The 25,628-nt window shown below is 68.6% G+C and carries 27 protein-coding genes and 1 pseudogene; 14 read left to right on the top strand and 14 right to left on the bottom strand.

Features of this window, described 5'->3' with window-relative positions; translation table 11 throughout:
- Window positions 1-71: 71 nt before the first annotated feature.
- Window positions 72-497: pseudogene (locus tag A5652_RS27090) on the top strand (isorenieratene synthase); the annotation flags it as partial.
- Here the strand turns inward: A5652_RS27090 and A5652_RS21395 are convergent.
- Genes A5652_RS21395 through A5652_RS21370 form a run of 6 tightly spaced genes read right to left on the bottom strand, consistent with a single transcriptional unit; the run spans window position 483 to window position 5,434 of the window.
- Window positions 483-1,202: a class I SAM-dependent methyltransferase gene (locus tag A5652_RS21395; protein WP_067356340.1), complete on the bottom strand. Its 720-nt coding sequence runs from the start codon at window positions 1,200-1,202 to the stop codon at window positions 483-485. The pseudogene A5652_RS27090 and the gene A5652_RS21395 sit on opposite strands and share 15 nt — an antisense overlap.
- Window positions 1,189-1,500, bottom strand: coding sequence for a lycopene cyclase domain-containing protein (locus A5652_RS21390; RefSeq protein WP_067356336.1), 312 nt, complete (start codon window positions 1,498-1,500; stop codon window positions 1,189-1,191). The genes A5652_RS21395 and A5652_RS21390 overlap by 14 nt, the downstream gene beginning before the upstream one ends.
- Window positions 1,497-1,820, bottom strand: coding sequence for a lycopene cyclase domain-containing protein (locus A5652_RS21385; RefSeq protein WP_067356333.1), 324 nt, complete (start codon window positions 1,818-1,820; stop codon window positions 1,497-1,499). The genes A5652_RS21390 and A5652_RS21385 overlap by 4 nt, the downstream gene beginning before the upstream one ends.
- Window positions 1,817-2,770 carry a phytoene/squalene synthase family protein gene (locus A5652_RS21380; RefSeq protein ID WP_067356330.1) on the bottom strand — a complete coding sequence of 318 codons (954 nt, stop codon included), beginning with the start codon at window positions 2,768-2,770 and terminating at the stop codon, window positions 1,817-1,819. The genes A5652_RS21385 and A5652_RS21380 overlap by 4 nt, the downstream gene beginning before the upstream one ends.
- Window positions 2,767-4,287 (bottom strand): phytoene desaturase family protein, encoded by a 1,521-nt coding sequence (crtI, locus tag A5652_RS21375; protein WP_067356357.1) that lies wholly within the window; start codon window positions 4,285-4,287, stop codon window positions 2,767-2,769. Before crtI ends, A5652_RS21380 begins: the two co-directional genes overlap by 4 nt.
- Before the next feature lie 28 nt (window positions 4,288-4,315).
- Window positions 4,316-5,434 carry a polyprenyl synthetase family protein gene (locus A5652_RS21370; RefSeq protein ID WP_067356326.1) on the bottom strand — a complete coding sequence of 373 codons (1,119 nt, stop codon included), beginning with the start codon at window positions 5,432-5,434 and terminating at the stop codon, window positions 4,316-4,318.
- A gap of 305 nt (window positions 5,435-5,739) precedes the next feature.
- Here A5652_RS21370 and A5652_RS21365 point away from each other — a divergent pair, with 305 nt between their 5' ends.
- Window positions 5,740-6,237, top strand: coding sequence for a MarR family winged helix-turn-helix transcriptional regulator (locus tag A5652_RS21365; RefSeq protein WP_067356323.1), 498 nt, complete (start codon window positions 5,740-5,742; stop codon window positions 6,235-6,237).
- Between the two features lie 24 nt (window positions 6,238-6,261).
- Here the strand turns inward: A5652_RS21365 and A5652_RS21360 are convergent, their stop codons facing one another.
- Window positions 6,262-6,693 (bottom strand): STAS domain-containing protein, encoded by a 432-nt coding sequence (locus tag A5652_RS21360; RefSeq protein ID WP_067356320.1) that lies wholly within the window; start codon window positions 6,691-6,693, stop codon window positions 6,262-6,264.
- Between the two features lie 418 nt (window positions 6,694-7,111).
- On the opposite strand from A5652_RS21360, the gene A5652_RS21355 reads away from it, so the two are divergent.
- From A5652_RS21355 to A5652_RS21345, 3 genes are all read left to right on the top strand, one after another.
- Window positions 7,112-7,846, top strand: coding sequence for a hypothetical protein (locus A5652_RS21355; RefSeq protein WP_067356316.1), 735 nt, complete (start codon window positions 7,112-7,114; stop codon window positions 7,844-7,846).
- A gap of 76 nt (window positions 7,847-7,922) precedes the next feature.
- Window positions 7,923-8,606, top strand: coding sequence for a phosphodiesterase (locus tag A5652_RS21350; RefSeq protein WP_067356354.1), 684 nt, complete (start codon window positions 7,923-7,925; stop codon window positions 8,604-8,606).
- A gap of 24 nt (window positions 8,607-8,630) precedes the next feature.
- A complete protein-coding gene (locus A5652_RS21345) occupies window positions 8,631-9,710 on the top strand; it encodes an NAD-dependent epimerase/dehydratase family protein (protein WP_067356312.1) in 1,080 nt (359 codons plus the stop codon).
- A 16-nt stretch (window positions 9,711-9,726) separates the two neighbouring features.
- Here A5652_RS21345 and A5652_RS21340 read toward each other — a convergent pair whose 3' ends face one another.
- The 4 genes from A5652_RS21340 to A5652_RS21325 are packed head-to-tail and all read right to left on the bottom strand — an operon-like array spanning window position 9,727 to window position 14,772.
- Window positions 9,727-11,082 (bottom strand): TIGR01777 family oxidoreductase, encoded by a 1,356-nt coding sequence (locus A5652_RS21340; RefSeq protein WP_067356309.1) that lies wholly within the window; start codon window positions 11,080-11,082, stop codon window positions 9,727-9,729.
- Between the two features lie 21 nt (window positions 11,083-11,103).
- Window positions 11,104-12,348: a glycosyltransferase family 4 protein gene (locus tag A5652_RS21335; RefSeq protein WP_067356351.1), complete on the bottom strand. Its 1,245-nt coding sequence runs from the start codon at window positions 12,346-12,348 to the stop codon at window positions 11,104-11,106.
- Window positions 12,349-12,361: 13 nt separating this feature from the next.
- A complete protein-coding gene (locus A5652_RS21330; RefSeq protein WP_067356305.1) occupies window positions 12,362-13,942 on the bottom strand; it encodes a glycoside hydrolase family 57 protein in 1,581 nt (526 codons plus the stop codon).
- Window positions 13,939-14,772, bottom strand: a complete 834-nt coding sequence (locus tag A5652_RS21325) for a bifunctional 2-polyprenyl-6-hydroxyphenol methylase/3-demethylubiquinol 3-O-methyltransferase UbiG (RefSeq protein ID WP_067356302.1) — start codon at window positions 14,770-14,772, stop codon at window positions 13,939-13,941. Before A5652_RS21325 ends, A5652_RS21330 begins: the two co-directional genes overlap by 4 nt.
- 227 nt (window positions 14,773-14,999) lie before the next feature.
- On the opposite strand from A5652_RS21325, the gene A5652_RS21320 reads away from it, so the two are divergent.
- Both A5652_RS21320 and A5652_RS21315 read left to right on the top strand, forming a co-directional pair.
- Window positions 15,000-15,791, top strand: coding sequence for an electron transfer flavoprotein subunit beta/FixA family protein (locus A5652_RS21320; protein WP_067356298.1), 792 nt, complete (start codon window positions 15,000-15,002; stop codon window positions 15,789-15,791).
- A gap of 30 nt (window positions 15,792-15,821) precedes the next feature.
- A complete protein-coding gene (locus A5652_RS21315) occupies window positions 15,822-16,778 on the top strand; it encodes an electron transfer flavoprotein subunit alpha/FixB family protein (RefSeq protein ID WP_067356295.1) in 957 nt (318 codons plus the stop codon).
- Window positions 16,779-16,937: 159 nt separating this feature from the next.
- On the opposite strand, the gene A5652_RS21310 is transcribed toward A5652_RS21315, so the two are convergent.
- Window positions 16,938-17,318, bottom strand: coding sequence for an SRPBCC family protein (locus tag A5652_RS21310; protein ID WP_067356291.1), 381 nt, complete (start codon window positions 17,316-17,318; stop codon window positions 16,938-16,940).
- Window positions 17,315-18,796 carry a cryptochrome/photolyase family protein gene (locus tag A5652_RS21305; RefSeq protein ID WP_067356288.1) on the bottom strand — a complete coding sequence of 494 codons (1,482 nt, stop codon included), beginning with the start codon at window positions 18,794-18,796 and terminating at the stop codon, window positions 17,315-17,317. Before A5652_RS21305 ends, A5652_RS21310 begins: the two co-directional genes overlap by 4 nt.
- Before the next feature lie 248 nt (window positions 18,797-19,044).
- On the opposite strand from A5652_RS21305, the gene A5652_RS21300 reads away from it, so the two are divergent.
- From A5652_RS21300 to mnmA, 4 genes are read left to right on the top strand one after another with little or no spacing between them, the layout of a single operon-like run.
- Complete coding sequence (locus A5652_RS21300; RefSeq protein ID WP_067356285.1) at window positions 19,045-19,899, top strand: GNAT family N-acetyltransferase; 855 nt, start codon at window positions 19,045-19,047, stop codon at window positions 19,897-19,899.
- The gene (locus A5652_RS21295) at window positions 19,896-20,732 is read left to right on the top strand and encodes a 1-acyl-sn-glycerol-3-phosphate acyltransferase (RefSeq protein WP_067356281.1); all 837 of its coding nucleotides are present in this window, start codon (window positions 19,896-19,898) and stop codon (window positions 20,730-20,732) included. The genes A5652_RS21300 and A5652_RS21295 overlap by 4 nt, the downstream gene beginning before the upstream one ends.
- Window positions 20,733-20,765: 33 nt before the next feature.
- The gene (locus A5652_RS21290) at window positions 20,766-21,968 is read left to right on the top strand and encodes a cysteine desulfurase family protein (RefSeq protein ID WP_067356277.1); all 1,203 of its coding nucleotides are present in this window, start codon (window positions 20,766-20,768) and stop codon (window positions 21,966-21,968) included.
- Window positions 21,969-23,045, top strand: a complete 1,077-nt coding sequence (gene mnmA / locus A5652_RS21285) for a tRNA 2-thiouridine(34) synthase MnmA (RefSeq protein ID WP_067356274.1) — start codon at window positions 21,969-21,971, stop codon at window positions 23,043-23,045.
- A gap of 8 nt (window positions 23,046-23,053) precedes the next feature.
- On the opposite strand, the gene A5652_RS21280 is transcribed toward mnmA, so the two are convergent.
- Window positions 23,054-23,698 (bottom strand): sensor domain-containing protein, encoded by a 645-nt coding sequence (locus A5652_RS21280; RefSeq protein ID WP_197514046.1) that lies wholly within the window; start codon window positions 23,696-23,698, stop codon window positions 23,054-23,056.
- Between the two features lie 147 nt (window positions 23,699-23,845).
- Between A5652_RS21280 and A5652_RS21275 the strand changes: the two genes are divergently transcribed.
- From A5652_RS21275 to A5652_RS21265, 3 genes are all read left to right on the top strand, one after another.
- Window positions 23,846-24,826 carry a methionine synthase gene (locus A5652_RS21275; protein ID WP_067356344.1) on the top strand — a complete coding sequence of 327 codons (981 nt, stop codon included), beginning with the start codon at window positions 23,846-23,848 and terminating at the stop codon, window positions 24,824-24,826.
- 64 nt (window positions 24,827-24,890) lie between these two features.
- Window positions 24,891-25,373 (top strand): SRPBCC family protein, encoded by a 483-nt coding sequence (locus A5652_RS21270; protein ID WP_067356271.1) that lies wholly within the window; start codon window positions 24,891-24,893, stop codon window positions 25,371-25,373.
- Window positions 25,370-25,628, top strand: a 259-nt coding sequence (locus A5652_RS21265) for a helix-turn-helix transcriptional regulator (protein WP_067356267.1), incomplete at its 3' end; no start/stop codon positions are given. The genes A5652_RS21270 and A5652_RS21265, both read left to right, overlap by 4 nt.

Below are 25,628 nucleotides of genomic sequence, written 5' to 3'. Positions count from 1 at the left end.
GCATCGGGCACTCGGGCGGCGGCGAGCGGGCGGCGCTTCTCCTCCCACGAGACAGCGCGGTACTGGAAGGGGGCGCCGAGCTCGCGATGACCCGCGGCTTCCACGCGTTCTTCCGGCAGTACTACAACCTGCGCGCCCTGCTGAGCCGAATCGACCCGCAACTGCGGATGCTCACTCCCGTCGAGGATTACCCGCTGATCGACGGGGCGGGCCGGCGCGACAGCTTCCGCGGGCTGCCGCGCACCCCACCGTGGAACGCCGTGGTGTTCGCGGCGCGCAGCCCCACGTTCCGGCTGCGTGACTTCACCCGCATCGACGCCCGGGCGGCCGCACCACTGGCCGCCGTATCGGTGCCCGGCACCTACAAGCGCCTGGACCACACCGACGCCGCGACGTTCCTCGAAGACATCCGTTTCCCCGAGGCCGCACGGCATCCGGCAATCCTGTTGGCGCGTCGAACGTTCGGCGACGCCGGTCGGCGGTCATCGCGGCGCATCCGCCAGAAAAGTGTGCACGATGTTGGCTTCCCAGCCGGGCATCGTCTCGCTGTGCACCGCGGTGAAACCGGCGTCGGCAAGGCGAATCCGAAACCGGGCAGCGCCGTCGAACGCCAGCACACTGCGCCACAAGTAGCGATACAACCCCGCGTCCCGGGTGCGCCACCAGCCGGCGGGGATGATGATGCCCCAGCACACCGCGTGCCAGATGCGGGTCGCCGCGGGGGAGTCTCGCACCGAGTATTCGTGCACCGCCAGCGTGCCGCCCGGGCGCAACAGCTCGCGGAACTTGCGCAGCTGTGCGTCGCGGTCGGCGACGTTGCGGATCAGGTAGGCGGCCAGGATGCCGTCGAAGGGGCCGGTGATCCCGTGTTCTGCCAGCTGTTCGACGGGGGTGTGCACGAAGCGCACCGAGTCGGGCCAGCGCTTCGCGAGCGCCGCGTCGAGCATTCCCCGCGATGCGTCGACCGCGACGATGTCCGCCTCCGGCGCGACGGCCAGCAGTGCGGCCGTCGAGGCGCCCGTGCCGCATCCGGCATCGAGCAAGCGTAACCCCTTGCCGCGGGCCGGAATCCGCATCCGTCGAGCCGACAAAGCGAGCTGCGCGTGGTAGCCGGGGCTGGCACCGACTAGGCGGTCGTAGGCCGCCGCTCCCGCGTCGAACGCGGCCGCCAACTCACCGGGGCCCGCATCACCGACGCGCACGTTGCCGCTCCCACAGCAACAGCACCGCGGTGACCAGCGCGAAGCCGAACAGAAAATCCTCGATCGGGATGTCGAAGGGAAAACGCACGCCACTGAGCTGCCTGTCGTCATAGATCACGATTGGGGAGCTGAGTTTGGTCAGCCAGCCGTCCACCGGGATCTGGAATCCCAGCACAATCAGCATCGACAGCCAGTACGCCGGCCGCCGGAAGAGTCCGGTCCGCAGCACCGCCAATTCCATTGCGCAGACCAGCAATACCGCCAGCGCGGCTGGCAGGGTATAGCCCAGGCCGGTCATCGGCGGTGCACCTTCGCCAGGATGGTGGTCACCGCGTTGTACGTCAGCAACGCGCACACCGGAATGACGAGGAAGAACAGCACCTCTTCGATCGGCACCCGGAACGGGATGCTCAGGCCGCACAGGTACGCGCGGTCGTACGTCCACACGTGCACGGCGACCGCGATCGCATCCCAGATCAGGAACACGACAGCCACCGGCACGACCGCCTTGATGAGCCGGCGCCACTGCCGGTAGACGCCGGGGCCGAACATCTCCAGCGGCGCGGTGATCACCAGGCATGCGGCGAGCACAGCCAGGTATTGCCACCGATCGCTCATCCGGCCCCCGATTGACGAACGCCCCGCGCGCCGTTCCGCGCCCGCCACGACCGTATCAGTCCCGCACCGGCGACCCGGAGTCGTCGCGCCTTGCCGACGGTGGCGCGGTGATCGAACACCGCGAAGTCGCTTCTTTCGATGCAGTCCAAGATCTCTGAGTAGAGTGCGGCCGCGGTCGCCACGCACGGCCGCGAGCGGGCGGCCAGCGTGGCAATCCCTTCCGACGCGAATCGATAGGTCTGCCTGGCGATTTCATGCTGGGCGACCAGGGCCCGGCGCACCCGCGGATCGGTGCGGCGGTGCGCGTGGCACCAGAGCAACAGCTCTCGGTCGACGCCCTCGGCGGCCAGTTCGTCGGCCGGCAGGTATACCCGGCCGCGCTGCAGGTCCTCGTCGACGTCGCGCAGGAAATTGGTCAGCTGGAACGCCCGACCCAGTGCCGCGGCGTACGGGGCGGCCTCCTGCGTGGGCGTCACCGTGCCCAATATGGGAAGCACTTGCAAACCAATGGCTTCCGCGGAACCCCGCATGTACAGGTTGAGGGCGTGGCGGTCGGGATATTCGGTGACGGTGAGATCCATCCGCATCGAAGCCAGAAAGTCCTCGAACAGCCCGGCGCTGATCCGATAGCGCCGCACGGTGTCCGTGACCGCGGCGACCAGCGGATCCTCCAGGTGAGCACCGCCGGAGAAGAATCGCTCCGACAGCTGCTGCAGCCGGCGGCCGCGGACGTCGGAACCCACGTGCGGGTCAAGATCGTCGAGGATGTCGTCGGCGTATCGCGCGAAGCCGTACAGCGCGTGCACGGGCGGCCGCTGGTCGGGCGCGAGCAGTCGGGTGGCCAGAAAGAAGGTGCGGCCATGGGCGGCATTGAGTTCGCGGCATTGCCGGTATCCGTCGCGCAGCCGCGGATCGTCGATTCCGGCTGCGGCCAACTCGCTGCGCATCATCGCGACCCGGCCTTCATGTCGAAGTGCGCGCTCGATCGGGTGGGGATGCCGGTGACGCGGTCGGCGGCGAGCCGCCCGGAGATCAGCGTGGTCGGAACTCCGACGCCGGGCACGGTGGAGGACCCGGCGAGCACCGCATTGTCGATGCCACGCACCATGTTGCCGGGACGAAACGGTCCCGTCTGACCGAACGTGTGGGCGAGCGCGAACGGGCTGCCGGCCGCCATACCCTGCCGCGCCCAGTCGGCCGGCGTGACGACATCTAAAAGCGTTGCGTCGTGCGGCAATCCGGGCAGCATCCGGTCGGCGACGTGCGAGATCATGTCCTCGACGTAGGCGCCGCCGGTGCTGGCCCAATCGATGGTTCCGCGATCCAGGTTCGGCGCCGGGGCGAGCACGTAGAGCAGGTCGCGTCCCTCGGGAGCCAGGGTCGGGTCGCTGGCGGTCGGCCGGGTGACCAGCAAGGACGGGTCCCGCATGAGTTGTCCGTCGTCGACGATGTCGGTGAACGTCTGATCCCATGCCTCGCCGAACAGGATGGTGTGGTGGGCCGTCTCGGGTGCGACCGCCGGACAGCCCAGGTGCGCCACGACGGCCGAGGGCGACGGACGCAGCCGCACCGCGCGACGCGGTGTGCGGCCCAGCAACGCGTAGGTCTGAGGTAGCTCGGTGGTCAGCACCACCGCGTCGCAGGCGATGCGTACGGACTGCTCGGTCACCACCGCGCTGACCCGGCCACCCGTGCGTTCGAGCGCGGTAACGGTTGCGCCGTAACAGAATCGAACGCCGGCATCGGCGGCGGCCGCGGCCAGTGCGTCGGGCAGCGCGCGTACGCCCCCGCGTGGAAACACCACACCGGAAATGGTGTCCATGTAGGCGATCACCGCGTACACCGCCAGGGCGTCGCGTGGGGAAACCCCGGCGTACAGCGATTGGAAGGTGAAGATCCGCCGCAGCCGCGGGTCGCTGATGTACCGCCCGACCATCCGGTCCCACTTGCGGAAGCCGCCGATCGCGGTCAGTTGCGCCAACTGCGGGGTGAGCAGCGACAGCGGCGAATCGAAGTTCGCGGCGATGAAGCCGTCGAATTCGGTGCGGTACAACCGTGTCAGCCACTTCCGGAGCCGTCGGTAGCCCGCTGCCTGCCCGAAGCCAGCGAACTCCGCGACGGCGTCGGCCATCCGATCGGCGTCACTGTGCACGTCGAGCGCGCTGCCGTCGGCGAACACGGCGCGGTACGCCGGGTCGACCGTCAACAACTCCATGCGGTCGGCGAGCCGTTCGCCCACCGCCGCGAACGTCTCGTCGATGATGTCCGGCATGGTGAGCACCGTCGGTCCGGTGTCGATCCGGTACCCGTCGATGTCGAGGCGGCCGGCCCGCCCGCCAGGCCACGGCTCGCGCTCCACCACAGTGACCGCGCGCCCGCGGCCGGCCAGGTGCAGGGCTGCCGAAAGGCCGGCCAGCCCGGCACCGATCACCACCACGTGATCTCCGCGCCCTTCGATGGTCCGCATGATCAACAGGCTCCCCGGTCGGTGCTACTCATTCAACGCGATCCGTGCAGACGGCCGCCATTTCGGCCAGCGCGGTGCGAACGGGTTCGTCGATCGGCAGGTCGCTGATGTGCTCGCACGCGGAAGCGACACGGTCGCCGATCATCTGCTCGATCAGCTGCACCGCTCCCGTCTCGACGATCAGCGCTTTCCACCGGTCGATCGCATTGTCGTCGAGGGCTTCACGATTCGCGAGCTCGACGAGTTCATGGCGGGTGGGCGTATCGGCCAGTTGGTGGGCGGCCACCACCACGCTTGTCGCCTTGCGCTCGAGCAGGTCGCCGGCACTTGGCTTGCCCGTTACCGCCGGCGAGCCGAAGACGCCGAGCACGTCGTCGCGAAGTTGGAATGCCTCGCCGACGACCGCGCCGTAGCGGCCGAGTTCGCACAACGTTCGTTCGTCGCACTCGCCCATGGCCGCGCCGATTTCCAACGGCCGGCGCACGGTGTAGTTGCCTGACTTTCGCCGTGCTACGTCGAGGACGACATCCAGGCCGGGGGTATGACGCGCGTCGTTCGTCAAGTCGGCGAATTGCCCGACGGCGAGCTCGGTGCGCATGGCGTCATAGCGCGGCCACGCGCGTTGCAGACGCGCTGGTTCGACGCCGCTCTCGCGCAGCATCTGTTCGGCCCAGATGAGACAGAGGTCGCCCAGCAGGATGGCCGCCGATTCACCGAATCTCCGCGATGAGCCGGACAATCCGCGCTCGCGATGCCATTTGCCGAATTGCCGATGCGCCGAGGGACGGCCGCGCCGTTCGTCGGAACCATCCATGACGTCGTCTTGGAGCAGGGCGAAGGCGTGCAGCAACTCGAAGCTGGCCGCCGCTCGCAGGGCTGCGTCGTCGGGCGCCGCGCCGCACAGCCAGCCCAGGTATACGAAGGTGGACCGCAGGCATTTGCCGCCTGAGACGAACTGAACCAGAATGTCGCCGCTCGCGTCGACGCGCACCTGCTCCAGCTCGCCGGCACGCCGTGCGGCAACGAAATCGGCGACATTGCCCAACACCATCCGCCGCAGGTTCGACCGCCATGATCCGAAGCCGTCAGCGCTGCGCCAACCGATCGCCACCGGCGGACTCGCGGGTGAAAACGACACAGCTCTCATACTGCCCAAGCGCTCCCTTCCGGACGGCTTGGCGTGCCCAGCCTGCGCGGGCCAAACACACGCGTCATACCCGCCGACGAGGCGGGCAAAACCACAGCGCTGACCGTCAGACGCGCCCACGCGCCGCCCGCTACCACATACCACCTTGTTCAATAACTTAAACATTAATTTAATGAAATTCACCGGCATGCGCCAGCGGACGACCAATTTTGCGTGGTGTCCGTCATGTGCCGACAACAGCACGGCTCTGTCGAAAATTTAAGAAACTGAAATGTCACCCGGATCGGCGATATGCTCACAGCGTTATGGACGCTGATGCGCAGCGCTTCGGCCGCGATGAGTTGGAGTCGCTGATATCGGCCGATCTGCGGGAACTGTCAACCGGGTCCGATCAGATCGGTCAATTGTTCGCGTTGATACATAGCCTGCGGCCCAATGATTTTCGTGCCCTGCTATACATCATGGTGGCGGAGATGGGCGGGTGGCCGATGACCTCGAGCGACCTCAGCCAGCGGATGGGTCTGTCGGGGTCGGCGATTACCTATCTGGTCGACCGGCTGATCGACGCCGGTCACATTCGTCGCGACAACGACCCGGCCGACCGCCGAAAGGTCGTCCTGCGTAACGATGAATTCGGTTTGGCCACCGCCCGGTCGTTTTTCAGTCCGCTCGACGCGCACACCCGACTCGCGCTAGCCGACCTACCCGATGCGGACCTGACGGCAGCACATCGAGTATTCGCCGCGCTCATCGACGCCTTGCGCTGCTTTCAGGACGAACTGGGCGGCGGGTCGAAACCCTAAGCGCCACAGCAGGTTAACCGGCCTTTAGGACGCAGCGCTGTGCGCGGCTTGGGGCGGCGCCGGTTTCGGCCGCGCCAGTCCGGACAGGAGCTGTCGCCGGTCCCGCAGGATGTCGTCGATGTTCTGAAAGGCCTCGGGCACCGAACCGGCGATCGGCAACCCGTTGTGATGCACAATCCTTAACAGCGGGCGCACCGCCGTGCCGCCGACCACGCTGCAGTACACGCGCGCCTTGCGAAGCTCGTCGTTGAGTAACAGCAGCGCGCGGAAACCCTCCACGCTGACAAATCCAAGATGACTGAGGTCAAGCACCAGGGGAGTCTTGAGCCGGGCGAAGTTTCGGATCGCCTGGGTCAGATCCTTCGCGTTCGAGGCGTCGATCTCGCCGTCGACGCGCAGGACCGTGCCGAGATTGCGCGCATAGACGAACAGGTGTGCCCGGTCGAAGTGAGCCATGTACCGGCACCGTGCGGGGTCGTGTTGGTCCGCCGAGTTTGCGGAGCGAATAGCAGCCATGAGACCGCCTATCGAATGTCGTGAACGAGGGAGTGAACAGTGTTTTGCACACCGCTCCCGTAGAGACGCAGCTGTGAACTCAACCTGTTTGGCAGCTTACCGCCGAGGTGAGCGCTCAGATATCGATTCGCCGAAATGCCCCAGGTCGCGCGGCGAACACGCGGGAACCCGGACCAGCGCTTTCCAGCGCAGGTCGGCGGGCGTGCACCCGCGAAGTGTTCGTTTACCGGCCTTTCGGCAAACCGGCGCTCATTCGCTTGTGGGCCGATTTGAAGGCGGTTTGACCAGGTAGGCGGGGGGTATACGCGTGTCAAGTAGTAAACGCGGAGGACCCCGGACTTAAGGGGTGATGCGTCCAATGAAGGAGCTCGGCCACCGGCTACGCCGGCTAGCGGTTGCATCGGCATTCACGACGATGCTTCTCACCGCGCCGGGTCAGGTGGCTGCCGATCCCGGCAGCACCGTTTTCCCCGGAATGGAGATTCACCAAGGCAGCACGGTCTGCATGGTGGGATTGGTTGAGACGCGGTTGCGGGTCGCCATGACCAGTGGCCAATGCGACGGCGGGCAGTCCGTGGTGACCGACCGCGACCGCAAGCCGATTGGCAACGTGGTCCTGGGCCGGCGCCAAGTCGACGCGGACTCCACCGCCGATACCTCGATGCTGCCCGTGGAATACGAAGTCATTGCGATCGCGCCGGATGTGACGGCCACCGATGTGTTGCCGACGGGGCGTCATTTGGGATCCTCGCCGGACATGCGCGCGCAACCCGGGCTGCCCGTATGCCAGCTGAGGAGCGCCACCGGCCAGCGATGCGGCTCGGTCAGTTCGGTGAATAACGGACGCTTCGTCATCACCGACATGGCCCTCGACAGCCGCGACTTCGGCGGTCCGGTCTACACCCTGACCGACGAACACAATGCCCTGATCGTGGGATTGGTCGAGGGCACCTGGAAGTCCCTACCCCAGATCGAGTCGTGGCAGGCGGTCATGGCACAGGTCTATGTCGACAGCCACACCTACAGTCCGCAACAACATCCGCCGGCACTGCGAATGATCGGCCGGCACACAGGCGCTGCCGCGTCGTCGTAATCTTGACGCCCCAACCGGAGGGACGCCGGTGTCGAATGGCCTGTTTCCCCCGCCGCAGAATGGGAATCCGCCGCCGGTGAATGTTTTCGATCTGGTCGCGCTGCCCTTTCAGTGGGGCTCGGCGATCCGGGGTAAGCGGTTCTTCCATCCGATCGGGGTACTCGCCGGGGGCTTCATCGAGCGCGTCGCCCCTGCGGCCCAGGGCTTACCGATCGCGTCTTCGGAAATTGTTGCGCGCGTGTCGAAGGCCAGCGGCACGCCTGGGGCGTTGCCCGACTTCATCGGGTTGGCATTCCGGCTACCCGTGCCGAAGCCGGCCGACAAGCCGTGGGACATCCTGCTCGTCTCGTCCGGGTCGGGGGTGCTGTCACGTGCGGTGGCCCTACGGCCCGCCACGTCGTGGAACGGGCAAACACTGACCACGCTGATGCCGTTGCATTACCGAGGCAACAACTGGTGGCTTCGGGCCCGAACCTCGAGCGAGATCGGCGGCACCGGGTTGTCCCTGGACAGCATCCGGTCCAAGCTCGAGCGCAGCAACATCGAGGTGGCACTCGATCAAGCCTGCGGCACAGCCGATTTCACTCCCGTCGCCCGCATCACTCTGACCACCGCCATCGATCCCGGTGACGACCGGGACGTGTCGTTCGACCCCGTCCTCAACACGGCACCCGGCTTGAGCCTGCACCCCCGTTGGCTCGCGGACCTGCGCGCCCGCGCCTATCAGCACAGCCGCGACGGCAGAGACGCCGAAGAGTAGCCGCTCGTTGGCAAGGAGGTAGCCGTGTCCAAGCGGATCGTCATCACCGGGGCCAGTGGCAACGTCGGCACCGCGCTGCTGCGCCGGCTCGCCGAAGACGGCACCGACTACGAGATCGTCGGCGTCACCCGCAGACGGCCGCCACCGGACGGCGTGTATCGATCGGTCCAATGGCATGAGCTGGACCTCGCAGATCCGGGCGTGGAAATCCAGTTGCTCAACGTCTTTCGCGGCGCGCAGTGTGTGATCCATCTGGCGTGGGGGTTCCAACCCACCCGCAACAGGCGATACCTGGACGCGGTCGCCGTCAATGGAAGCGCGGCGGTGTTGAGCGCGGCGCACAACGCCAAGGTGCCTCACCTGTTGCACATGTCGTCGGTGGGCGCCTACGCCGCCGGACGCTACGGAGAACAGGTCGACGAGTCGTGGTCGACCGCGGGCATCAGATCATCGGCCTACAGCAGGGCGAAATCCACGGTGGAACACATGCTCGACGACTACGAGCGCGGCAACCCCGAGGGCGTCGGCATCACCCGGATGCGGCCCGGATTCATCATGCAGCGCGACGCCGCACCCGGCCTGCGGCGCTACACCCTGCCCGCGTACCTGGATCCGCACTGGCTGCGCTGGCTGCCCGTGCTTCCGCTGGACCGCTCGCTGTGTGTGTCCATCGTGCACGCCGACGACGTCGCGGACGCCTGCGTGAAAGCGCTCGAGCGCTGTGCGCTGGGCCCGTTCAACCTCGCCGCCGAACCGCCGGTATCCCGCGACGACATCGCAAAGGCATTGCGGGCCCACCCGATACATGTGCCCTCGGCCGTACTCGGGGTGGCGGTGGAGGCCTCATGGCGGGCGAGATTACAGCCCATCGACCGGGGCTGGCTCGACATGGCCTTCTCGCTGCCGCTGCTCGACACGGGCCGCGCGCGCGACGTGCTCGGGTGGTCGCCCCGGTGGGAGTCGGTGGCAGCCCTGAGCGACCTCATCGACGGGTTCCTTCATGACTCGGGGACACCGAGCCCGGTGCTGCATTCCAGGACGTTCGTCGAGGCGCTCACCCGTGACGTCACCGACGGGCCGCTCACCACGCGGCGGGTGCCCTGAGAGTCCCGGCGCATCGTCAACCCGTGCGCCCCAACAGGTGACGCAGCGCCTGATCCAGGTCCGGTTGGCGGAACCGATGCCCGGCGGCGGCGAGTTTGGCGGGCGCCACTCGCTGGCTCGCGCACGCCAGCTCGCGGGCGCCCTGCCCGCCCAGTAGCAGCCGCGGAGCCAGCGACGGCACCGGCAGCACCGCCGGTCGATGCAAGACCGTCGCAAGGGTGGCGGTGTACTCGCTGTTGCGAACCGGTTGCGGTGCAACGGCATTGACCGGCCCAGACAGCGTCAGGTCCCACAGGGCACGGTGGTAGACGTCCACCAGATCGTCGAGCCCGATCCAGGACAGCCATTGTCGACCGTTACCAAGGCGGCCACCCAAGCCGGCGCTGAACAGCGGACGCATCAGCTTCAACGTGCCGCCGGCGGGCGACTGCACGATCCCGGTTCGCACATGTACGATCCGCACTCCAGAATCCTGAGCAGGCGTGGTCGCCTCCTCCCAGTCGGTCACCACGTCGGCCAGAAATCCGTCGCCGCGAGCGCTGTCCTCGGTGAGAGTTTCATCGCCCCGGTCGTATCCGTAGTAGCCGATCGCCGACGCCGAAATCAGCACGCCGGGCCGGGGCTCGCCGCGGCCCAGTAGTTCGGCCAGCCGCCGTGTCGGCCCAATCCTGCTGTCCCGGATCGCCTGCCGGTGTGTGTCGGTGAACCGGCCGGCGATCGAGGCGCCCGCGAGATGGATCACCGCATCGATCCCATCGAACAGCGCCGGATCGGGGTCGTCGGGGTTCCACCGTCGCTCATCGTCGCCGCGTGCGGAGTGGCGGACCAGCTGTATCACCCGATGCCCACCGGTGCGCAGGAAGGCGGTCAATGCCGAACCGACCAGTCCCGACGATCCGGTGATGGCGATCGTGAGCGGCCGCAGCCCGTTCTCGGCGGCCAGCCGGTGGGCGGCCAAGTCGTCGGCCAGCTGCCGGTGCCGGTAGTCGAACATGGGCCGCAACAGCGGCCCGGGCACTGGCGTGTCGACCCTGTCGATCACCCTGGTGCGGTTGTCTGGAAGATCTTCGAATTCGTGGATGTGCCGCCAGCGCACCGCAATTCGCGCCGGAAGCGTTGCGAGGCCGTCGCCGCCGATGGCGTCGACGAAGCGCCGCGGCGGGTCATAGCCGTCGGGTTGATGGACGGCAACCCAGCGCAGGCCCCCGGGCAGCGCCAGCGTGGCGCGCCCGTCCTCGAGCGAGGTGGCCTCGGTGACCAGCCGCATCGGCTGCCACGGCGGCGAAAGCCGGGCGAACGCCCCCGGCCTGGCATACCAATCGAAAACGTCGGTGATTCCAGCGTCCACGACGCTCGAATAGTCCAGCCCCATGCCTGAAACGTTAGGAACGGGCTACCGGTTCGGCAAGGCGTGTTCGATGATGGGCAGCCGCGCGTGTGGCTGCCGCACTCCTCGCTTGGCCGACAGATACACCTGCGCGGTCTTGTCGGCGACCGTGCGCCAATCGAAATCCGACGTGAGCCGTTTGCGGGCGGCGTGGGCGCGCCGCTGCGCGGCCTGTGGGTCGTCGAGCACGGTGCGCACCGCCTCGGCCAGCCGGGCCACGTCACGAGGTGGGCAGGACACACCGGTCTGGCCGTTGATGACCGCCTCGCCCAGGCCGCCGATGTCCGACGTCACCAGGGGAGTGCCCGCCGCGGCCGCCTCCAGCGCCACGATCCCGAACGGCTCGTAGTGACTGGGCAGCACCGCGGCGTCGGCGCGATGCAGGACGGCGAGCAGCTCGGCACGTTCCAGGTGGCCGGCGAACCGAATCGCTTTGAGCACCCGGTGTTTACGGGCCTGCTCGATGAGCCAGCCCTGCTGGGTGCCCTCACCGGCGATGGTCAGCGTGGTGCCGGGGTGACTGCGCCTGATCCGGGGCAACGCGGCGATCACGTCGTGTACCCCCTTCTCGTATTCCAACCGGCCCAGGAAGAGCAGCTCAGCCGGCCCGGTGCGCGGGCGGCGCTCCGCGAACGGCCATCGTGCCGTCTCGATGCCGTTGCAGATCACCGTGATCTCTGCTAGGCCGGGACCGAACAGTTCGGTGATTTCGTCGGCCATCGACGCCGAACATGTGATCAGCGAGTCGGATTCGCGCACCAGCCACGATTCGACCGCGTGCACCTGACGGCTGATCGCGCCGCTGACCCAGCCGGAATGCCGACCGGCTTCGGTGGCGTGGATCGTGGAAACGATTGGCGCATCGTAGAACTGGGCGAGCGCGATCGCCGGGTGGGCCACCAGCCAGTCGTGCGCGTGCACCACGTCGGGGCGCCAGGCGCGATTGGTGCCCGGCTTCGTCAGGGACAGACCGGCGCGGATCATGGCGTGGCCCATTGCCAGCGTCCACGCCATCATGTCGGTGCCGAAGGTGAATTCGTGCGGGTCCTGGGCGGCCGCGATCACCCGGACGCCCTCGCTGATGTGGTCGGACGACGGATGGCTGCGGGGATCGGTTCCGGTGGGACGCCGCGACAGCACGACGACGTCGTGACCGGCGGCGGCCAGTGCGGTCGACAGATGATGTACGTGCCGGCCGAGCCCGCCGATCACCACCGGCGGGTATTCCCACGACACCATCAGGATCTTCACGCCGCGGCCCGCCTCATCGGGGCAACCTGCGGGCATCGAGGGCGCCGAACAGGCCGTCGGCGCGGTTCCATCCCTCCGCGAGCCGCTGCGCGGTCTCGCGCCGTCCGGAAGCCAGCGCGTCGGCGATTTCGCGGGTGGCGTGCGCATGCAGGTGGGCGCGGTAGCGGGCGTAGTCGGCGGCCGAATCCTTGCTGACCATGAAGGGCCAGTCACTGGAGACGGTGAGCAGCGTTTCGCGCAGGATCTGATCGGCGACGTGGTCGCGGGGGATGGGCCCGTCCAACGAGGCCGTCTGGGACAGCGCCTTGTCGACGGTGCTCAGCGCCACGTCGACCACTTCGCTGTTCAGCGCGACCAGATCGGCGACCTGATCGCCGGCCCAGACCTGCCAGTCCTTGCCCGAGCCCCACGAGCTGGGCGGCAGAGCCACCGGGTGCCCGACGAAGCCGTCGGCGAGCGCGTCGGTCAGCGTGCCCACCCGGACGCCGGCTTCGGGCAGGGCCCGCAGCACCCGCTCCAGCCACGCGGGGCCCTCGTACCACCAGTGGCCGAACAGCTCGGTGTCGAAGGCGGCGACCACATGAGCCGGTCGCCCGATGCGGTCGGACTCCGAGAGCAGGCGGTTGCGGACGACGTCGACGAAATCGGCAACGTGAAGGTCGACCGCGCGGTCGGCTCGTTCGGGATCGTAGGGCGCCTTGTCCTCCGAGGACACGTTGCGGCCCGTCACCCTGGCCGGCTTGAGGCCCGTCAGGTGGTCATAGGTGTGAAAGTCGCGATACGCGGCGTGCCCGGGGTAGCCGGATTTCGGTGACCAGACCCGGTAACTGACCTGCAGGTCACGCCCGAACGCGACCACATCGGTGTCGCCGACGGGCCGGCCCAGGGCCGTGTCGCCGTGCAGCGACGGGCCGTCGACCATGAAGTGGGTGACGCCCGCGGCGGAATAGTCGTGCTCCATGCCGGGCGCGTAGGCGCATTCGGGCGCCCAGATGCCGCCCGGGCGGTGTCTTAGGCGCGCCTGCGCGTCGGCCAGGCCCTCGCGCAGGGCGAACTCACGCAGCCGCGGCGCCAGCAGCGGTTGGAACGGATGGGCGAGCGGGCCGCCGAGCAGCTCCACCGCGCCGGCGTCGAGCAGGTTGCGCAGCAGCGGGCTCCCGCCGTGCCGCCACAGCGTGGCGAAGTCGTCCAGCGCCCGCTGCCCCTCGGCGGATTCGCGAATTCCTAAGAGGCGCAATGCTTCCGGTGTGCACGACTGGTAGCCGACCGACTTCGACCGGGGAGCGGACCGCACGCTGGTGGCCTCCAGGCCACGAAGCCGCCAGTTGGCCAGCCAATGATGCATGCCGTCCAGGCAGTACGGGTCGTCGAGCTGGGCGTTCACCACCGGAGTGACGCCCAGCGTGACCACGCCCCGCCGCTCTTCGCCGGCCAATGTGTTCAGCACGCGCATCAGCGGCAGGTAGGCCGCAGCCCAGGATTGATACAGCCATTCCTCGCCGACCGGCCAGCGACCATGGTGGGCGAGCCACGGCAGGTGGGTGTGCAAAACCAGGGTGAATAGGCCGGGAACCCGATTCTGCGGCGTGCTCACGGGGCTACCGCAATCGCGATCAGGTCGAGGCTGTCGTCGATGTGGTAGCCGGAGCCCGCACCCGCGTCGGCCTCGACCAGTTCGAAGTCCCCGATGGTGACGGCGGCGACGTCGGCCGCCAGCTCGGGCGGCCACGGCGCATCTTGGTCAGCGGCCATTGCCCGCTGGATCTGGGCGTCGATGATCGATCCGCCGTGCCGGGCGTCCATCTCGCGAAGCGTCGGGCCGTGGAACAGGCCGGTGATCGAGACGTCGGTGAAGCCCCCGTCAATGAGGAGCTGGGTCAGTTCGGCGGCGTTGAGTTCGCGGGTGTGGAACGGGTTGATCGGGGTGTCGCGGCCCGGGGAGAAGGTGATCCGGTTCGGTGTGGACACCATCAACAGCCCCGACGGCCGCAGCACCCGGGCGCACTCGATGACGAACTGTGTTTGGTCCCACAGGTGTTCGATCACCTGGAAGTTGACCACAATATCCACCGACGAATCGGGCAGCGGCAGCCGCGCGAGGTTCGCCTGCATGACGTCCACCCGTGGGTAGCGGCTTTGGACATGGGCCACCGCGGCCTCGTCATAGTCCACCGCGATGACGCGGCGGGCGACACCGGCGATCAGATCGGCGCCGTAGCCCTCGCCGCAGCCGGCCTCGAGTACGTCGGCGCCCGCACAACGCGCGGCGAGCCGCTGGTAAACGACCTCGTGGCGGCGAAACCAGTAGTTCTCGATGTCCAAACCCGGGATCGTGCGCTCGCCCGTCAGCATCATCACGGCGTCACCCGCCGAGGCGGTGTCGCCAGGGGTGTGCCGCGGGACGTCAGGGACCGGTGCGCTCATTGCATAGGCAGGCTAACGCGAAGTGTCGGATTCGCGAACCGGGGATGTGAGCCCCCGCTTCTCAGGCGGCGGACGGGCTGCGAGAACGTGCACTACGACCAGCTATGGTGTGAATGCATACCGCACAAAGTTACCGGGTAGTAACACGGCCGTGCGTTGCGAAAACGCGTACCGAGGTTTCGCAGTCGATTGCTGCGAGCCCCCTTCTAGGAGGACGAACCACACTCATGACGAACATCGTGGTCCTGATCAAGCAGGTCCCAGACACGTGGTCGGAGCGCAAGCTTTCTGACGGCGATTACACGTTGGACCGTGAGGCCGCCGACGCGGTGCTGGACGAGATCAACGAGCGCGCGGTGGAAGAGGCGCTGCAGATCCGTGAGCGCGAGGGCGGCGAAGGCTCGGTGACCGTGCTGACCGCGGGTCCCGAGCGCGCCACCGAAGCCATCCGTAAGGCGCTGTCGATGGGCGCCGACAAGGCCGTCCATCTCAAGGACGACGGCCTGCACGGCTCGGACGTTGTCCAGACCGGATGGGCCCTGGCGCGTGCGCTGGGCACCATCGAGGGCACCGAGCTGGTCATCGCCGGCAACGAGGCCACCGACGGGACCGGCGGCGCGGTGCCGGCGGTCATCGCCGAGTACCTGGGCCTGCCGCAGCTGACCCACGTGCGCAAGCTCTCGATCGAGGGCGACAAGGTCACCGGCGAGCGGGAGACCGACGAGGGCGTGTTCACGCTCGAGGCCACCCTGCCGGCGGTGGTCAGCGTCACCGAGAAGATCAACGAGCCGCGCTTCCCCTCCTTCAAGGGCATCATGGCCGCCAAGAAGAAAGAGGTCACGGTGCTGACCCTGGCGGAGATCGGGGTGGAGAGCGACGAGGTCGGGCTGGAAAACGCCGGCTCGACCGTGCTGTCGTCGACGCCCAAGCCGCCGAAGACCGCGGGCGAGAAGGTCACCGACGAGGGCGAGGGCGGTAACGACGTCGCCAAGTACCTGGTTGCCCAGAAGATCATCTGACCCGAGTAGACGAGAAGAGCGAAATAACCCATGGCTGAAGTACTGGTGCTCGTCGAGCACGCAGAAGGTGCGCTGAAGAAGGTCACCTCCGAACTGATCACCGCCGCCCGCGCGCTGGGCGAGCCCGCCGCCGTCGTGGTCGGGGCTCCCGGGACCGCAGCGCCGTTGGTCGACGGGCTCAAGGAGGCCGGCGCCGCGAAGATCTATGTCGCCGAGTCCGACGACGTCGACAAGTATCTGATCACCCCGGTGGTCGACGTGCTGGCCTCGCTCGCCGAGTCCAACTCGCCCGCCGCGGTGATCCTGTCGGCCAACGCCGACGGCAAGGAGATCGCCGGCCGGCTCGCGGCCCGGATCGGATCCGGCCTGCTGGTCGACGTGGTCGAGGTCAAGGAAGGCAACAAAGCGACGTACTCCATCTTCGGTGGCGCGTTCACCGTGGAGGCGCAGGCCAACGGCGACACCCCGGTGATCACCGTGCGCGCCGGCGCCGTCGACGCCGAACCGCAGGCCGGTGCCGGCGAAGAGGTCAAGGTCGAGGTCCCGGCCCAGGCCGAGAACGCCACAAAGATCACCGCCCGCGAGCCCGCGGTGGCCGGTGACCGTCCGGAACTGACCGAGGCCACCATCGTCGTCTCCGGTGGTCGCGGTGTCGGCAGCGCGGAGAACTTCAGCGTCGTCGAGGAGCTGGCCGACTCGCTGGGGGCGGCCGTCGGTGCGTCGCGCGCCGCCGTCGACTCCGGCTACTACCCGGGCCAGTTCCAGGTGGGCCAGACCGGTAAGACCGTCTCGCCGCAGCTCTACATCGCGCTGGGCATCTCGGGTGCCATCCAGCACCGCGCCGGCATGCAGACGTCCAAGACGATCATCGCGGTCAACAAGGACGAAGAGGCGCCCATCTTCGAGATCGCCGACTACGGTGTGGTGGGCGACCTGTTCAAGGTCGCGCCGCAGCTGACCGAGGCGATCAAGACACGTAAGGGCTGAGTCTCTCGGCCGCACAGCCCCCGGCACTTCGGTGCCGGGGGCTTTTGCGTTCGGACGCGTCCGTGTCTACACCATGAACCGAACTCCAAATCCGCTAGCGCCCGCGCTAGCCAATGACGTTATCGCACAACGGTTCTCGGACCCGCCCGTCGACGTCCGCTAGGCGCCTGTCAGCATCGCATCGATGCGGCGCACTGCGACGGAGCACACCGTCAGATAGGGCGCGGACCACCACGGCACCGAAATACTCACCCGCGCACCGCCGCCCACCGGGTCCACCCGGTGCCGGGTCGCCGGCACACCGGCCACCTTCCACGCCCATTGGCGCCCCGGCTCAAACTCGGTGACTTCGAACGGCACCGCGACGAGAAGGGGGGTCTGCACCGAGCCGGTGGCATGCAAAGCCAGCTCGGCGTGCGGCGCGTCCAGCCGGGCGCGCCGGATCGTCGGACCCCACTTCGGCCACGCGTCCAGGTCGACCAGCAATTCCCACACCGCGGCCGGCGGCGCCGCGATCCTGCGATCGGCGGTCAGCATCATGGCGCGGCCTGCCCGAACCGGCGCTGTTGTTCGACTACGTCGTCGAGATCGGTGAGCCGCCGCAGGCCCGCCAACGGTTGCGTCATGCGCCGGTTTCCCTCCAGTGAATTCTTGCTGCGGTTCAGGAACGACCAGTAGCCGCCCGTGAAGGGGCAGGCGCGCTCACCGACTCGCTCGGTGGGGCGATATGTGCAGTGTCCGCAATAGTCGCTCATGCGGTTGATGTAGGCACCTCCCGCGGCGTAGGGCTTCGTCGCCATCAGCCCGCCGTCGGCGTGCTGCGACATGCCCACGACATTGGCGACCATCACCCACTCGTAGCCGTCGACGAAGCACCGGTGGAACCAGTCGGTGACGGCGGCGGGATTCCACCCTCGCTGCAGCGCGTAGTTGGACAACACCATCAGCCGCGGGATGTGGTGCGCCCAGCCGTGGTCGCGCACCTGCGCCAGCACGTCTTTGAGGCAGCGCGCCTCGACCGCGTCGGCGTCGAGGTCGGCGAACCAGTCCGGTATCCCGGCGCGCGCCGCGAGCGCGTTGCGGTGCCGATAGTCGGGCCCGAAATGCCAATAGACGTGCCAGATGTAGTCACGCCACCCGATCAGCTGGCGGATGTAACCCTCGACGCTGCTCAGTGCCGCGTCGCCCGCCCGGTAGGCGTCCTCGGCCGCGTACGCGCAATCCAGCGGGTGCAGCAGGCCCAGGTTCATCGGCGCCGACAACAGGCTGTGCGCCATGAACCGATCACCGGAGAGCATGGCGTCCTCGTGAGGTCCGAAGTGCGGCAACCGATCCCGCAGGAACACCTGCAGGGCGGACTGCGCTTCGGTTGCGGTGACGGGGAATTCCCGCGGCCCGTCGCGGCCGACGAAGGCGACGGCGCCGTCGCGTTCCCAGCGGTCCAGGTCGGCGCGCACCCGCTCGTCGATGTCGTCCTCGTCGGGACCCCAAGGCGCGGGCACGTCGAGCGTTGTGGTGCCCTTCGGCGCCGGCTCGCGGTTGTCGGCGTCGAAATTCCACCGACCGCCCGCGGGCTGGTCGCCGTCCATCAGCAGCTCGAACCGGCGGCGCGCGTCGCGATAGAAGTTCTCCAGCAGCAGCGTGCGCTGCCGCTTGGCCCACGTGTCGAAATCGCCGCGATCGGTACAAAACCCGCGCGCCGGCAACACCTCAATGGCCGGCTTCGACCGCACGAACTGGTCCGCCGCCCAGGTGGTGGGCTGACATACGCTGATGCGCTCCTGCACCCGTTCCAGGGCTGCGCCGTAGGTGCGGGTCTGCAGGAATTGCGCCTGGTCGCCGAGTTCGGCCGCGCGATGGCGCAGCGCGGACAGCACAAGGTGGGCCTTGCGGCGGTGGAATCGACGGCGTTCGAAGACAGCGCGGGACTCGATGAGCAGCACCGGCTGGTCGGGGTGGTCCAGGAAGTGCGGGCCGAGTTGATCGGCAAAGCACCAGCGGCGTGCGTCCGCGCTCATACCGCGTCCGAGGCGTGGTTCACCAGAGAAGTCCGAATCCACCGCGACTTAGTCACCCTGCACGTCCTACCCGGTGCGGTACAGGCTCAACCACGGCAATCGGCAACGCAATGTTCAACCCGCCGTTGTGCGCTCGTGTGAGCTGCGTCGCACAACGGCCTTCCCGCGCACAGTTCGTCATCTGACGTGCACCGACACGTCACAGCGGCGATGCCGACTAGCTCATCGACTACGCCACGTTGGGGGTCATGAGCATTGCTTCGGTCCTCATACCCAGCGAAAAGCCCACTGGTAACGCCACCGGCTCGTCGGCCGCACCCCGCTACTCCCTGTTGCTGTCTACCGACCCCGGCATGATCGAGGCGGCGCAGCGACTGCGGTACGACGTGTTCACCAGCACGCCGGGCTTCGCACTGCCGGCGGCCGGCCAGGATGGCCGGGACCTCGACGGGTTCGACGAGTTCTGCGACCACCTGCTGGTGCGCGATGACGCCACCGGTGAGCTGGTCGGTTGCTACCGCATGCTGGCCCCGGCGGGGGCCATCGCGGCCGGCGGGCTCTACACCGCCACCGAGTTCGACATCCGCGCGCTCGACCCGCTGAGGCCGTCGCTGGTGGAGATGGGACGCGCCGTGGTGCGCGACGGGCATCGCAACGGCGGCGTCGTGCTGTTGATGTGGGCGGGCATCCTGGCCTACCTGGACCGCTACGGCTACGACCACGTGACCGGGTGCGTGTCGGTGCCCATCGCCGGCGAATCCGACGTAGCCCCGGGCAGCCAACTGCGCGGTGTCCGCGACTTCATCCTCAGCCGGCATGGGGCACCGCCGGAGTACCGGGTGTACCCGCACCGGCCGGTGGTCGTCGACGGGAAGGGCATCGACGACATCGCGCCGCCCGCGCGGCCCTCGGTGCCGGCGTTGATGCGCGGTTACCTGCGACTGGGCGCCCAGGTATGCGGCGAACCGGCGCACGACCCAGACTTCGGCGTGGGCGATTTCTGCGTCCTGCTGGGCAAAGCGCACGCCGACACCCGATATCTGAAGCGACTCCGATCGGTGTCCGTCGCTGCCGAGATGCGATCGGCGGGCGGCCGGCGATGAACGCCACCGGGCACTCCTGGTTTCCGCGCGCATCGTGCGATGCGAGCTGTGTGGGCGCGGGCGGCATGGTGACGTCGGGGCCGCTGCGCAGGGCGCTGCGCATTACCCTTCGGTTGTCGCTGGCGCTGCTGCTGGCGCCGGGGCTGCCGCTGCTGGCGGTCCCGCTGCCGGGGCACACCCGCGTGCAGCGCATCTATTGCAGGTTGGTCCTGCGCTGCCTGGGCGTGCGAATCACCGTGACGGGCAACCCGATTCGCAACCTGAGGGGGGTGCTGGTGGTGAGCCCGCACATGTCCTGGGTCGACGTCTTCGCCATCGGGTCGGTGCTGCCCGGATCGTTCGTCGCGCGCGCCGACATGTTCACCGGCCCGACAACCGGGATCCTGGCCCGCTTCCTGAAGATCATCCCGATCGAGCGGTCCAGTCTGCGCCGCCTGCCCGGCGTCGTGGACGCCGTCGCCCGCAGGCTGCGCGCCGGACAGACGGTGGTGGCGTTCCCGGAGGGCACGACCTGGTGTGGTCGCGATCGTGGCGCCTTCTATCCGGCGATGTTTCAGGCCGCCATCGACGCCGGCCGGCCGGTGCAGCCGCTGCGGCTGACCTACCACCACGTCGACGGCCGCCCCTCGACTTTGCCGGCCTTCGTCGGTGACGAGACCCTGCTGAGCTCGATCCGTCGGCTGCTCGTCGTGCCGCGCACGCTGGCGCGGGTGCATGTCGAGTCTCTGCAGCTCCCGGGGACGGACCGGCGCGCCCTGGCCGGCCGGTGCCAATCCGCGGTGAGTGCCGGGACTACCCGGCGCGCTGGTCACGGGCACGTGCTGGTGGCCTGAGCAAACCGGCGGGCCGGTATCGTGGGTCGCGTCATGGTCTACCTGGATCACGCCGCCACCACCCCGATGCACCCCGCCGCCGTCGAGGCGATGACGGCTGTGCTCGGCACGGTCGGCAACGCGTCGTCGCTGCACACCAGCGGCCGGGCGGCGCGGCGCCGCATCGAGGAATCCCGTGAGCTGATCGCCGACAGCCTGGGCGCGCGCCCCTCGGAGGTCATCTTCACCGCCGGCGGCACCGAGAGCGACAACTTGGCGGTCAAGGGCATCTACTGGGCGCGCCGCGACGCCGAGCCCCGCCGGCGGCGCATCGTCACGAGCGAGGTGGAACATCACGCCGTGCTGGACTCGGTGAACTGGCTCGTCGAACACGAGGGTGCCGAGGTCACCTGGCTTCCGACCGCCGCCGATGGATCGGTGTCGGCGGGGGCGCTGCGCGAGGTGCTCACTCGCCACGACGATGTCGCGCTGGTCTCGGTAATGTGGGCCAACAACGAGGTCGGCACGGTCATGCCCGCCGCCGAACTCGCCGCCGTCGCCGCGGAATTCGGCGTGCCGATGCACAGCGACGCCATTCAGGCGGTGGGGCAGTTGCCGGTCGACTTCGGCGCCAGCGGATTGGCGGCGATGAGCGTGGCGGCCCACAAGTTCGGTGGACCGCCGGCCGTGGGCGCGCTGCTGCTGCGTCGCGACGTCGCGTGCGTGCCGCTGGCACACGGAGGTGGGCAGGAGCGCGACATCCGTTCGGGCACCGCCGATGTCGCCGGCGCGGTCGGAATGGCAGCGGCGGCCCGGATCTCGGTTGACGCGCTCGAGGCCAACAGTGGCCGGCTGCGGGCGTTGCGCGACCGGCTGGTCGACGGTGTATTGGGCGGTATCGAGGACGTCTCCCTCAACGGCGCCCGCGATCCGTCCCCCGCAAGCGGGAGGTACCCCCAGCGTCTTCCCGGCAATGCGCATTTCACGTTCCGCGGCTGCGAGGGCGATGCGCTGTTGATGCTGTTGGACGCCAACGGAATCGAGTGCTCGACAGGCTCGGCCTGCACCGCCGGTGTCGCACAGCCCTCGCACGTGCTGATCGCGATGGGCGCCGACGCGACCAGCGCTCGCGGATCTCTTCGACTCTCGTTGGGGCACACCAGTATTGACGCGGACGTCGACGCGGTGCTGGGGGTACTACCCGGGGCGGTGGACCGCGCCCGTCGCGCCGCACTGGCCGCCGCGGGGGCGTCCTGAGTGAAAGTGCTTGCTGCCATGAGCGGTGGCGTCGACTCGTCGGTCGCCGCCGCCCGAATGGTCGACGCCGGACATGACGTGGTCGGGGTGCACCTGGCCCTGTCCAGCGCACCAGGCACGCTGCGCACCGGTTCGCGCGGGTGCTGCTCGAAGGAAGACGCCTCCGACGCGCGCCGCGTAGCCGACGTGCTCGGAATACCGTTCTACGTATGGGATTTCGCGGAGAGGTTCGCCTCGGACGTCATCGACGAATTCGTGTCGTCGTATGCGCGCGGCGAGACCCCCAACCCGTGCGTGGTGTGCAATCAGAAGATCAAGTTCTCTGCGCTGTCGGCGAAAGCCATTGCGCTCGGCTTCGACACGGTGGCCACCGGCCACTATGCCCGGCTGCAGAACGGCAGGCTGCGTCGCGCCGTCGATCACGACAAGGACCAGTCCTACGTGCTGGCCGTCCTGAGCGCCGACCAGTTGCGCCACGCGGCATTCCCGATCGGGGACACCCGCAAGCCGCAGATCCGGGCCGAAGCCGCCCGGCGTGGTCTGACGGTCGCCGAAAAGCCGGACAGCCATGACATCTGCTTCATCCCCTCGGGAAACACCCGCGCCTTTTTGGGCGAGCGCATCGGGGTGCGCCGCGGCCCGGTGGTCAATGCGGACGGCACGGTGCTCGCAGAGCACGACGGCGTGCACGGTTTCACCGTCGGCCAGCGCAAGGGGCTCGGCATCGCCGGGCCGGGGCCCGACGGGCGCCCGCGCTACGTCACGTCGATCGACGCCGAGACGGGCACCGTGCAGGTGGGCGAGGCGGCCGATCTGGAGATACGCGAAATAGTCGGCCGGACACCGATTTTCACCTCGGGCGTCGCCCCGGTTGGACCGGTGGAGTGCGCGGTCCAGGTGCGCGCGCACGGCGAACCGGCCGACGCCATAGCCGAACTGGTCGACGACGAGCTCGTCGTGCGGTTGCGAGCGCCGATGCGCGGAGTGGCCCGGGGCCAGACGCTGGTGCTGTATCGGCCCGATCCCGACGGTGACGAGGTGCTTGGCAGCGCCACCATCGCCGGCACCACCCGCTGAATCTCCGGCTACCGCGGCATGTTCGCCGAGATGTTCGTCATCACGATGTCGGACACCGATTGGGCGAACCCGCAGAAGGTGACCTCCAGCAGGGCCACCGACAGGATCCGGTAGTCGCGGCCGCATCCGCCGGGCCGCAGACGCAGCGAGGTGGCGTCGGCGTTCCAGTCGCCGACGTAGAGCTGCCCGCTGGACCCGTTCGCGCAGTCGCCGACGGTTCTCACCAGGGCGCCGAAGGCACGGCGGGCTGTATCCGCATCGCGATAGGCCGCGGCGCCCTCGGAGATCAACGCTCCATCGGGTGGGTCCTGAAACGTCGTCTTGTGGAACGCCTCGAGATCGCGCCCGAACGTTGCCGTCTCGGCGTAGATGAACCGGCACTCGCGCGGCGCGTTATCGGCCAGCGCGTCGATGTCCACCGGGCTGGTGCCGTCCATCGAGGGGATGATGGTCAGATGCTCACCGGCGCCGGTGATCGCCCGCATCCGCGACTGATCCAGCAGGATCATGTCGACGTCGACGCCTTGTACCACCCTGCGGCCGGCGCCGGATCCCGCCACTGCCGCACCGTCCACAACCCGGGTGCACGACGCCACCAGTGCCACCACCGCGCACAGCAGCGGTAGCCACGCTGATTTCGCCTTCTGCGACACGTTTTCGCACCCCTTTTGCGTTGAACCTACCCGCGCTGCCCGGCGGCACACAGACCCCTGCCAAGCGGCGGGTGGTGCGACGTCGAATACGGTTGTCCGGTGAGTGTTTTCACCCATCCCTTCGCCAACGCCAGCGGTGTCGGATCGATGCCCGGCATCGCCGCGCGCCAAGCCACCGAAGTCGTCGTGGGTGAACTGGCGGGCGCGCTGGCGCACATCGTCGAGCTGCCCGCGCGCGGAGTGGGCGCCGACGTGATCGGCCGGGCCGGTGCGCTGCTGGTCGACGTGGCCATCGACACGGTGCCGCGCGGCTACCGGCTTGCCGCCCGCCCCGGGGCGGTCACCCGCCGCGCCATCAGCCTGCTCGACGAGGACATGGACGCGCTCGAAGAGGCCTGGGAAGCGGCCGGCCTGCGCAACGACGGCCGGGTGGTGAAGGTGCAGGCGCCGGGGCCGATCACCCTGGCTGCCGAGGTCGAGCTGGCGAGCGGCCATCGGGCGATCACCGATGCTGGGGCGTTGCGCGACCTGGCGGCGTCGCTGGCCGAGGGCGTGTCGGCGCATCGCGCGGGGCTGGCCCGGCGGCTCGAGGCGGAAGTGGTGGTGCAGTTCGATGAGCCGTCGCTGCCCAAAGCCCTGGGCGGCGGGCTGAGTGGGGTGACCGCGCTGAGCCCGGTGGCGCCAGTCGACGAGGAGGTGGCCGCCACGCTGCTGGACACCTGCGCCCGAACCGTGGGCGGCGAGGTGCTGCTGCACTGCTGTGCCCCCGATTTGCCGTGGGACCTGTTGCAGCGCAGTGCCTTTCGGGCCGTCTCGGTCGACGCCGGCGCGCTGAATGCGGCGGGTCTGGACGGTGCCGCCGAGTTCGTGGAGTCCGGCCGCACCGTCGCGCTGGGGGTGGTCGCTGGCCACGCCCCGCCGCGCCGCCCGTCGGCGCGGGAGGCGGCCGCCGCGGTGGTCGCGGTGACCGATCGCCTGGGCTTCGCGCGCTCGGCGCTGCGCGACCGCATCGGCGTCACGCCCGCGTGTGGCCTGGCCGGCGCGACGCCGGAGTGGGCGCGCACCGCGATCGAGCTCGCCCGCAAGGCGGCCGAGATGTTCGCCGAAGATCCCGACGCCATCGAATAGGCAACCATACGGTTGCGTTTCTTGGCGCGGTGTGCTGAACTCATAGGCAACCAGGAGGTTGCATATGAAAATCGAGAAGCACGTGGTGTTGCGCGCGCCGCTCGAGCGGGTGTGGCGGGCCATCAGCGACGCCGAGGAGTTCGGCCGTTGGTTCGGGGTGCGCTTCGATGGGCCGTTCGTCGCCGGGACGTCGGTGACCGCCGCGATCAGCCCGACCATCGTCGACAGCGAGGTCGCCGAGCGACAGCAGCCGCACGCTGGGGTGCAAAGCACCTGGCAGATCGTCGCCGTCGAGCCGCAGCGCCGGTTCGCCTACCGCTGGCATCCGTTCGCCGTCGACCCGGACGTCGACTACGACGACGAGCCGACCACGCTGGTCGAGTTCACCCTGTCCGAGCGGCACGACGGCGTGCTGCTGACCATCACCGAGTCCGGATTCGAGGCGATTCCCCAGGCGCGGCGGGGGCCGGCGTTCGAGGCCAACGGCGAGGGCTGGGAAATCCAGACCACACTGGTGCGCAAGTACATCGAAGACGTCCGGGTATGAGCGGACATGTCGCCGTCGACGCGCCGTTCTTCGACGCGCTGGGCGATCCCAACCGGCTGCGCATCATCGTGCGGCTTTGCGATCAGGGCCCCAGTTCGACATCGCAGGTCACCAGCGTCATCCCGGTCACCCGGCAGGCGGCCAGCAAGCACCTGCAGCTGCTGGAGTCGGTTGGGCTGGTGTCCAGCAGCCGGCGGGGCCGCGAGCGAGTCTGGACGGTGCAGACCCAGCCACTGGCCTCGGCGAGCGACTACC

This window comes from Mycobacterium sp. 1165178.9 (assembly GCF_001673555.1).
GTDB lineage: Bacteria > Actinomycetota > Actinomycetes > Mycobacteriales > Mycobacteriaceae > Mycobacterium.
Note: the sequence above shows the minus strand (reverse complement) of the source record. Positions and strands in the feature narration are given on the sequence as shown.

What these genes read in the sequence shown, in the direction of transcription:
- A5652_RS21390 (WP_067356336.1), bottom strand. Translation starts at nt 1,500, where the DNA reads ATGACCGGCCTGGGCTATACCCTGCCAGCCGCGCTGGCGGTATTGCTG.
- A5652_RS21385 (WP_067356333.1), bottom strand. Translation starts at nt 1,820, where the DNA reads ATGAGCGATCGGTGGCAATACCTGGCTGTGCTCGCCGCATGCCTGGTG.
- A5652_RS21380 (WP_067356330.1), bottom strand. Translation starts at nt 2,770, where the DNA reads ATGATGCGCAGCGAGTTGGCCGCAGCCGGAATCGACGATCCGCGGCTG.
- crtI (WP_067356357.1), bottom strand. Translation starts at nt 4,287, where the DNA reads ATGCGGACCATCGAAGGGCGCGGAGATCACGTGGTGGTGATCGGTGCC.
- A5652_RS21370 (WP_067356326.1), bottom strand. Translation starts at nt 5,434, where the DNA reads ATGAGAGCTGTGTCGTTTTCACCCGCGAGTCCGCCGGTGGCGATCGGT.
- A5652_RS21365 (WP_067356323.1), top strand. Translation starts at nt 5,740, where the DNA reads ATGGACGCTGATGCGCAGCGCTTCGGCCGCGATGAGTTGGAGTCGCTG.
- A5652_RS21360 (WP_067356320.1), bottom strand. Translation starts at nt 6,693, where the DNA reads ATGGCTCACTTCGACCGGGCACACCTGTTCGTCTATGCGCGCAATCTC.
- A5652_RS21355 (WP_067356316.1), top strand. Translation starts at nt 7,112, where the DNA reads ATGAAGGAGCTCGGCCACCGGCTACGCCGGCTAGCGGTTGCATCGGCA.
- A5652_RS21340 (WP_067356309.1), bottom strand. Translation starts at nt 11,082, where the DNA reads ATGGGGCTGGACTATTCGAGCGTCGTGGACGCTGGAATCACCGACGTT.
- A5652_RS21325 (WP_067356302.1), bottom strand. Translation starts at nt 14,772, where the DNA reads ATGAGCGCACCGGTCCCTGACGTCCCGCGGCACACCCCTGGCGACACC.
- A5652_RS21320 (WP_067356298.1), top strand. Translation starts at nt 15,000, where the DNA reads ATGACGAACATCGTGGTCCTGATCAAGCAGGTCCCAGACACGTGGTCG.
- A5652_RS21315 (WP_067356295.1), top strand. Translation starts at nt 15,822, where the DNA reads ATGGCTGAAGTACTGGTGCTCGTCGAGCACGCAGAAGGTGCGCTGAAG.
- A5652_RS21310 (WP_067356291.1), bottom strand. Translation starts at nt 17,318, where the DNA reads ATGATGCTGACCGCCGATCGCAGGATCGCGGCGCCGCCGGCCGCGGTG.
- A5652_RS21305 (WP_067356288.1), bottom strand. Translation starts at nt 18,796, where the DNA reads ATGAGCGCGGACGCACGCCGCTGGTGCTTTGCCGATCAACTCGGCCCG.
- A5652_RS21300 (WP_067356285.1), top strand. Translation starts at nt 19,045, where the DNA reads ATGAGCATTGCTTCGGTCCTCATACCCAGCGAAAAGCCCACTGGTAAC.
- A5652_RS21295 (WP_067356281.1), top strand. Translation starts at nt 19,896, where the DNA reads ATGAACGCCACCGGGCACTCCTGGTTTCCGCGCGCATCGTGCGATGCG.
- A5652_RS21290 (WP_067356277.1), top strand. Translation starts at nt 20,766, where the DNA reads ATGGTCTACCTGGATCACGCCGCCACCACCCCGATGCACCCCGCCGCC.
- A5652_RS21275 (WP_067356344.1), top strand. Translation starts at nt 23,846, where the DNA reads ATGCCCGGCATCGCCGCGCGCCAAGCCACCGAAGTCGTCGTGGGTGAA.
- A5652_RS21270 (WP_067356271.1), top strand. Translation starts at nt 24,891, where the DNA reads ATGAAAATCGAGAAGCACGTGGTGTTGCGCGCGCCGCTCGAGCGGGTG.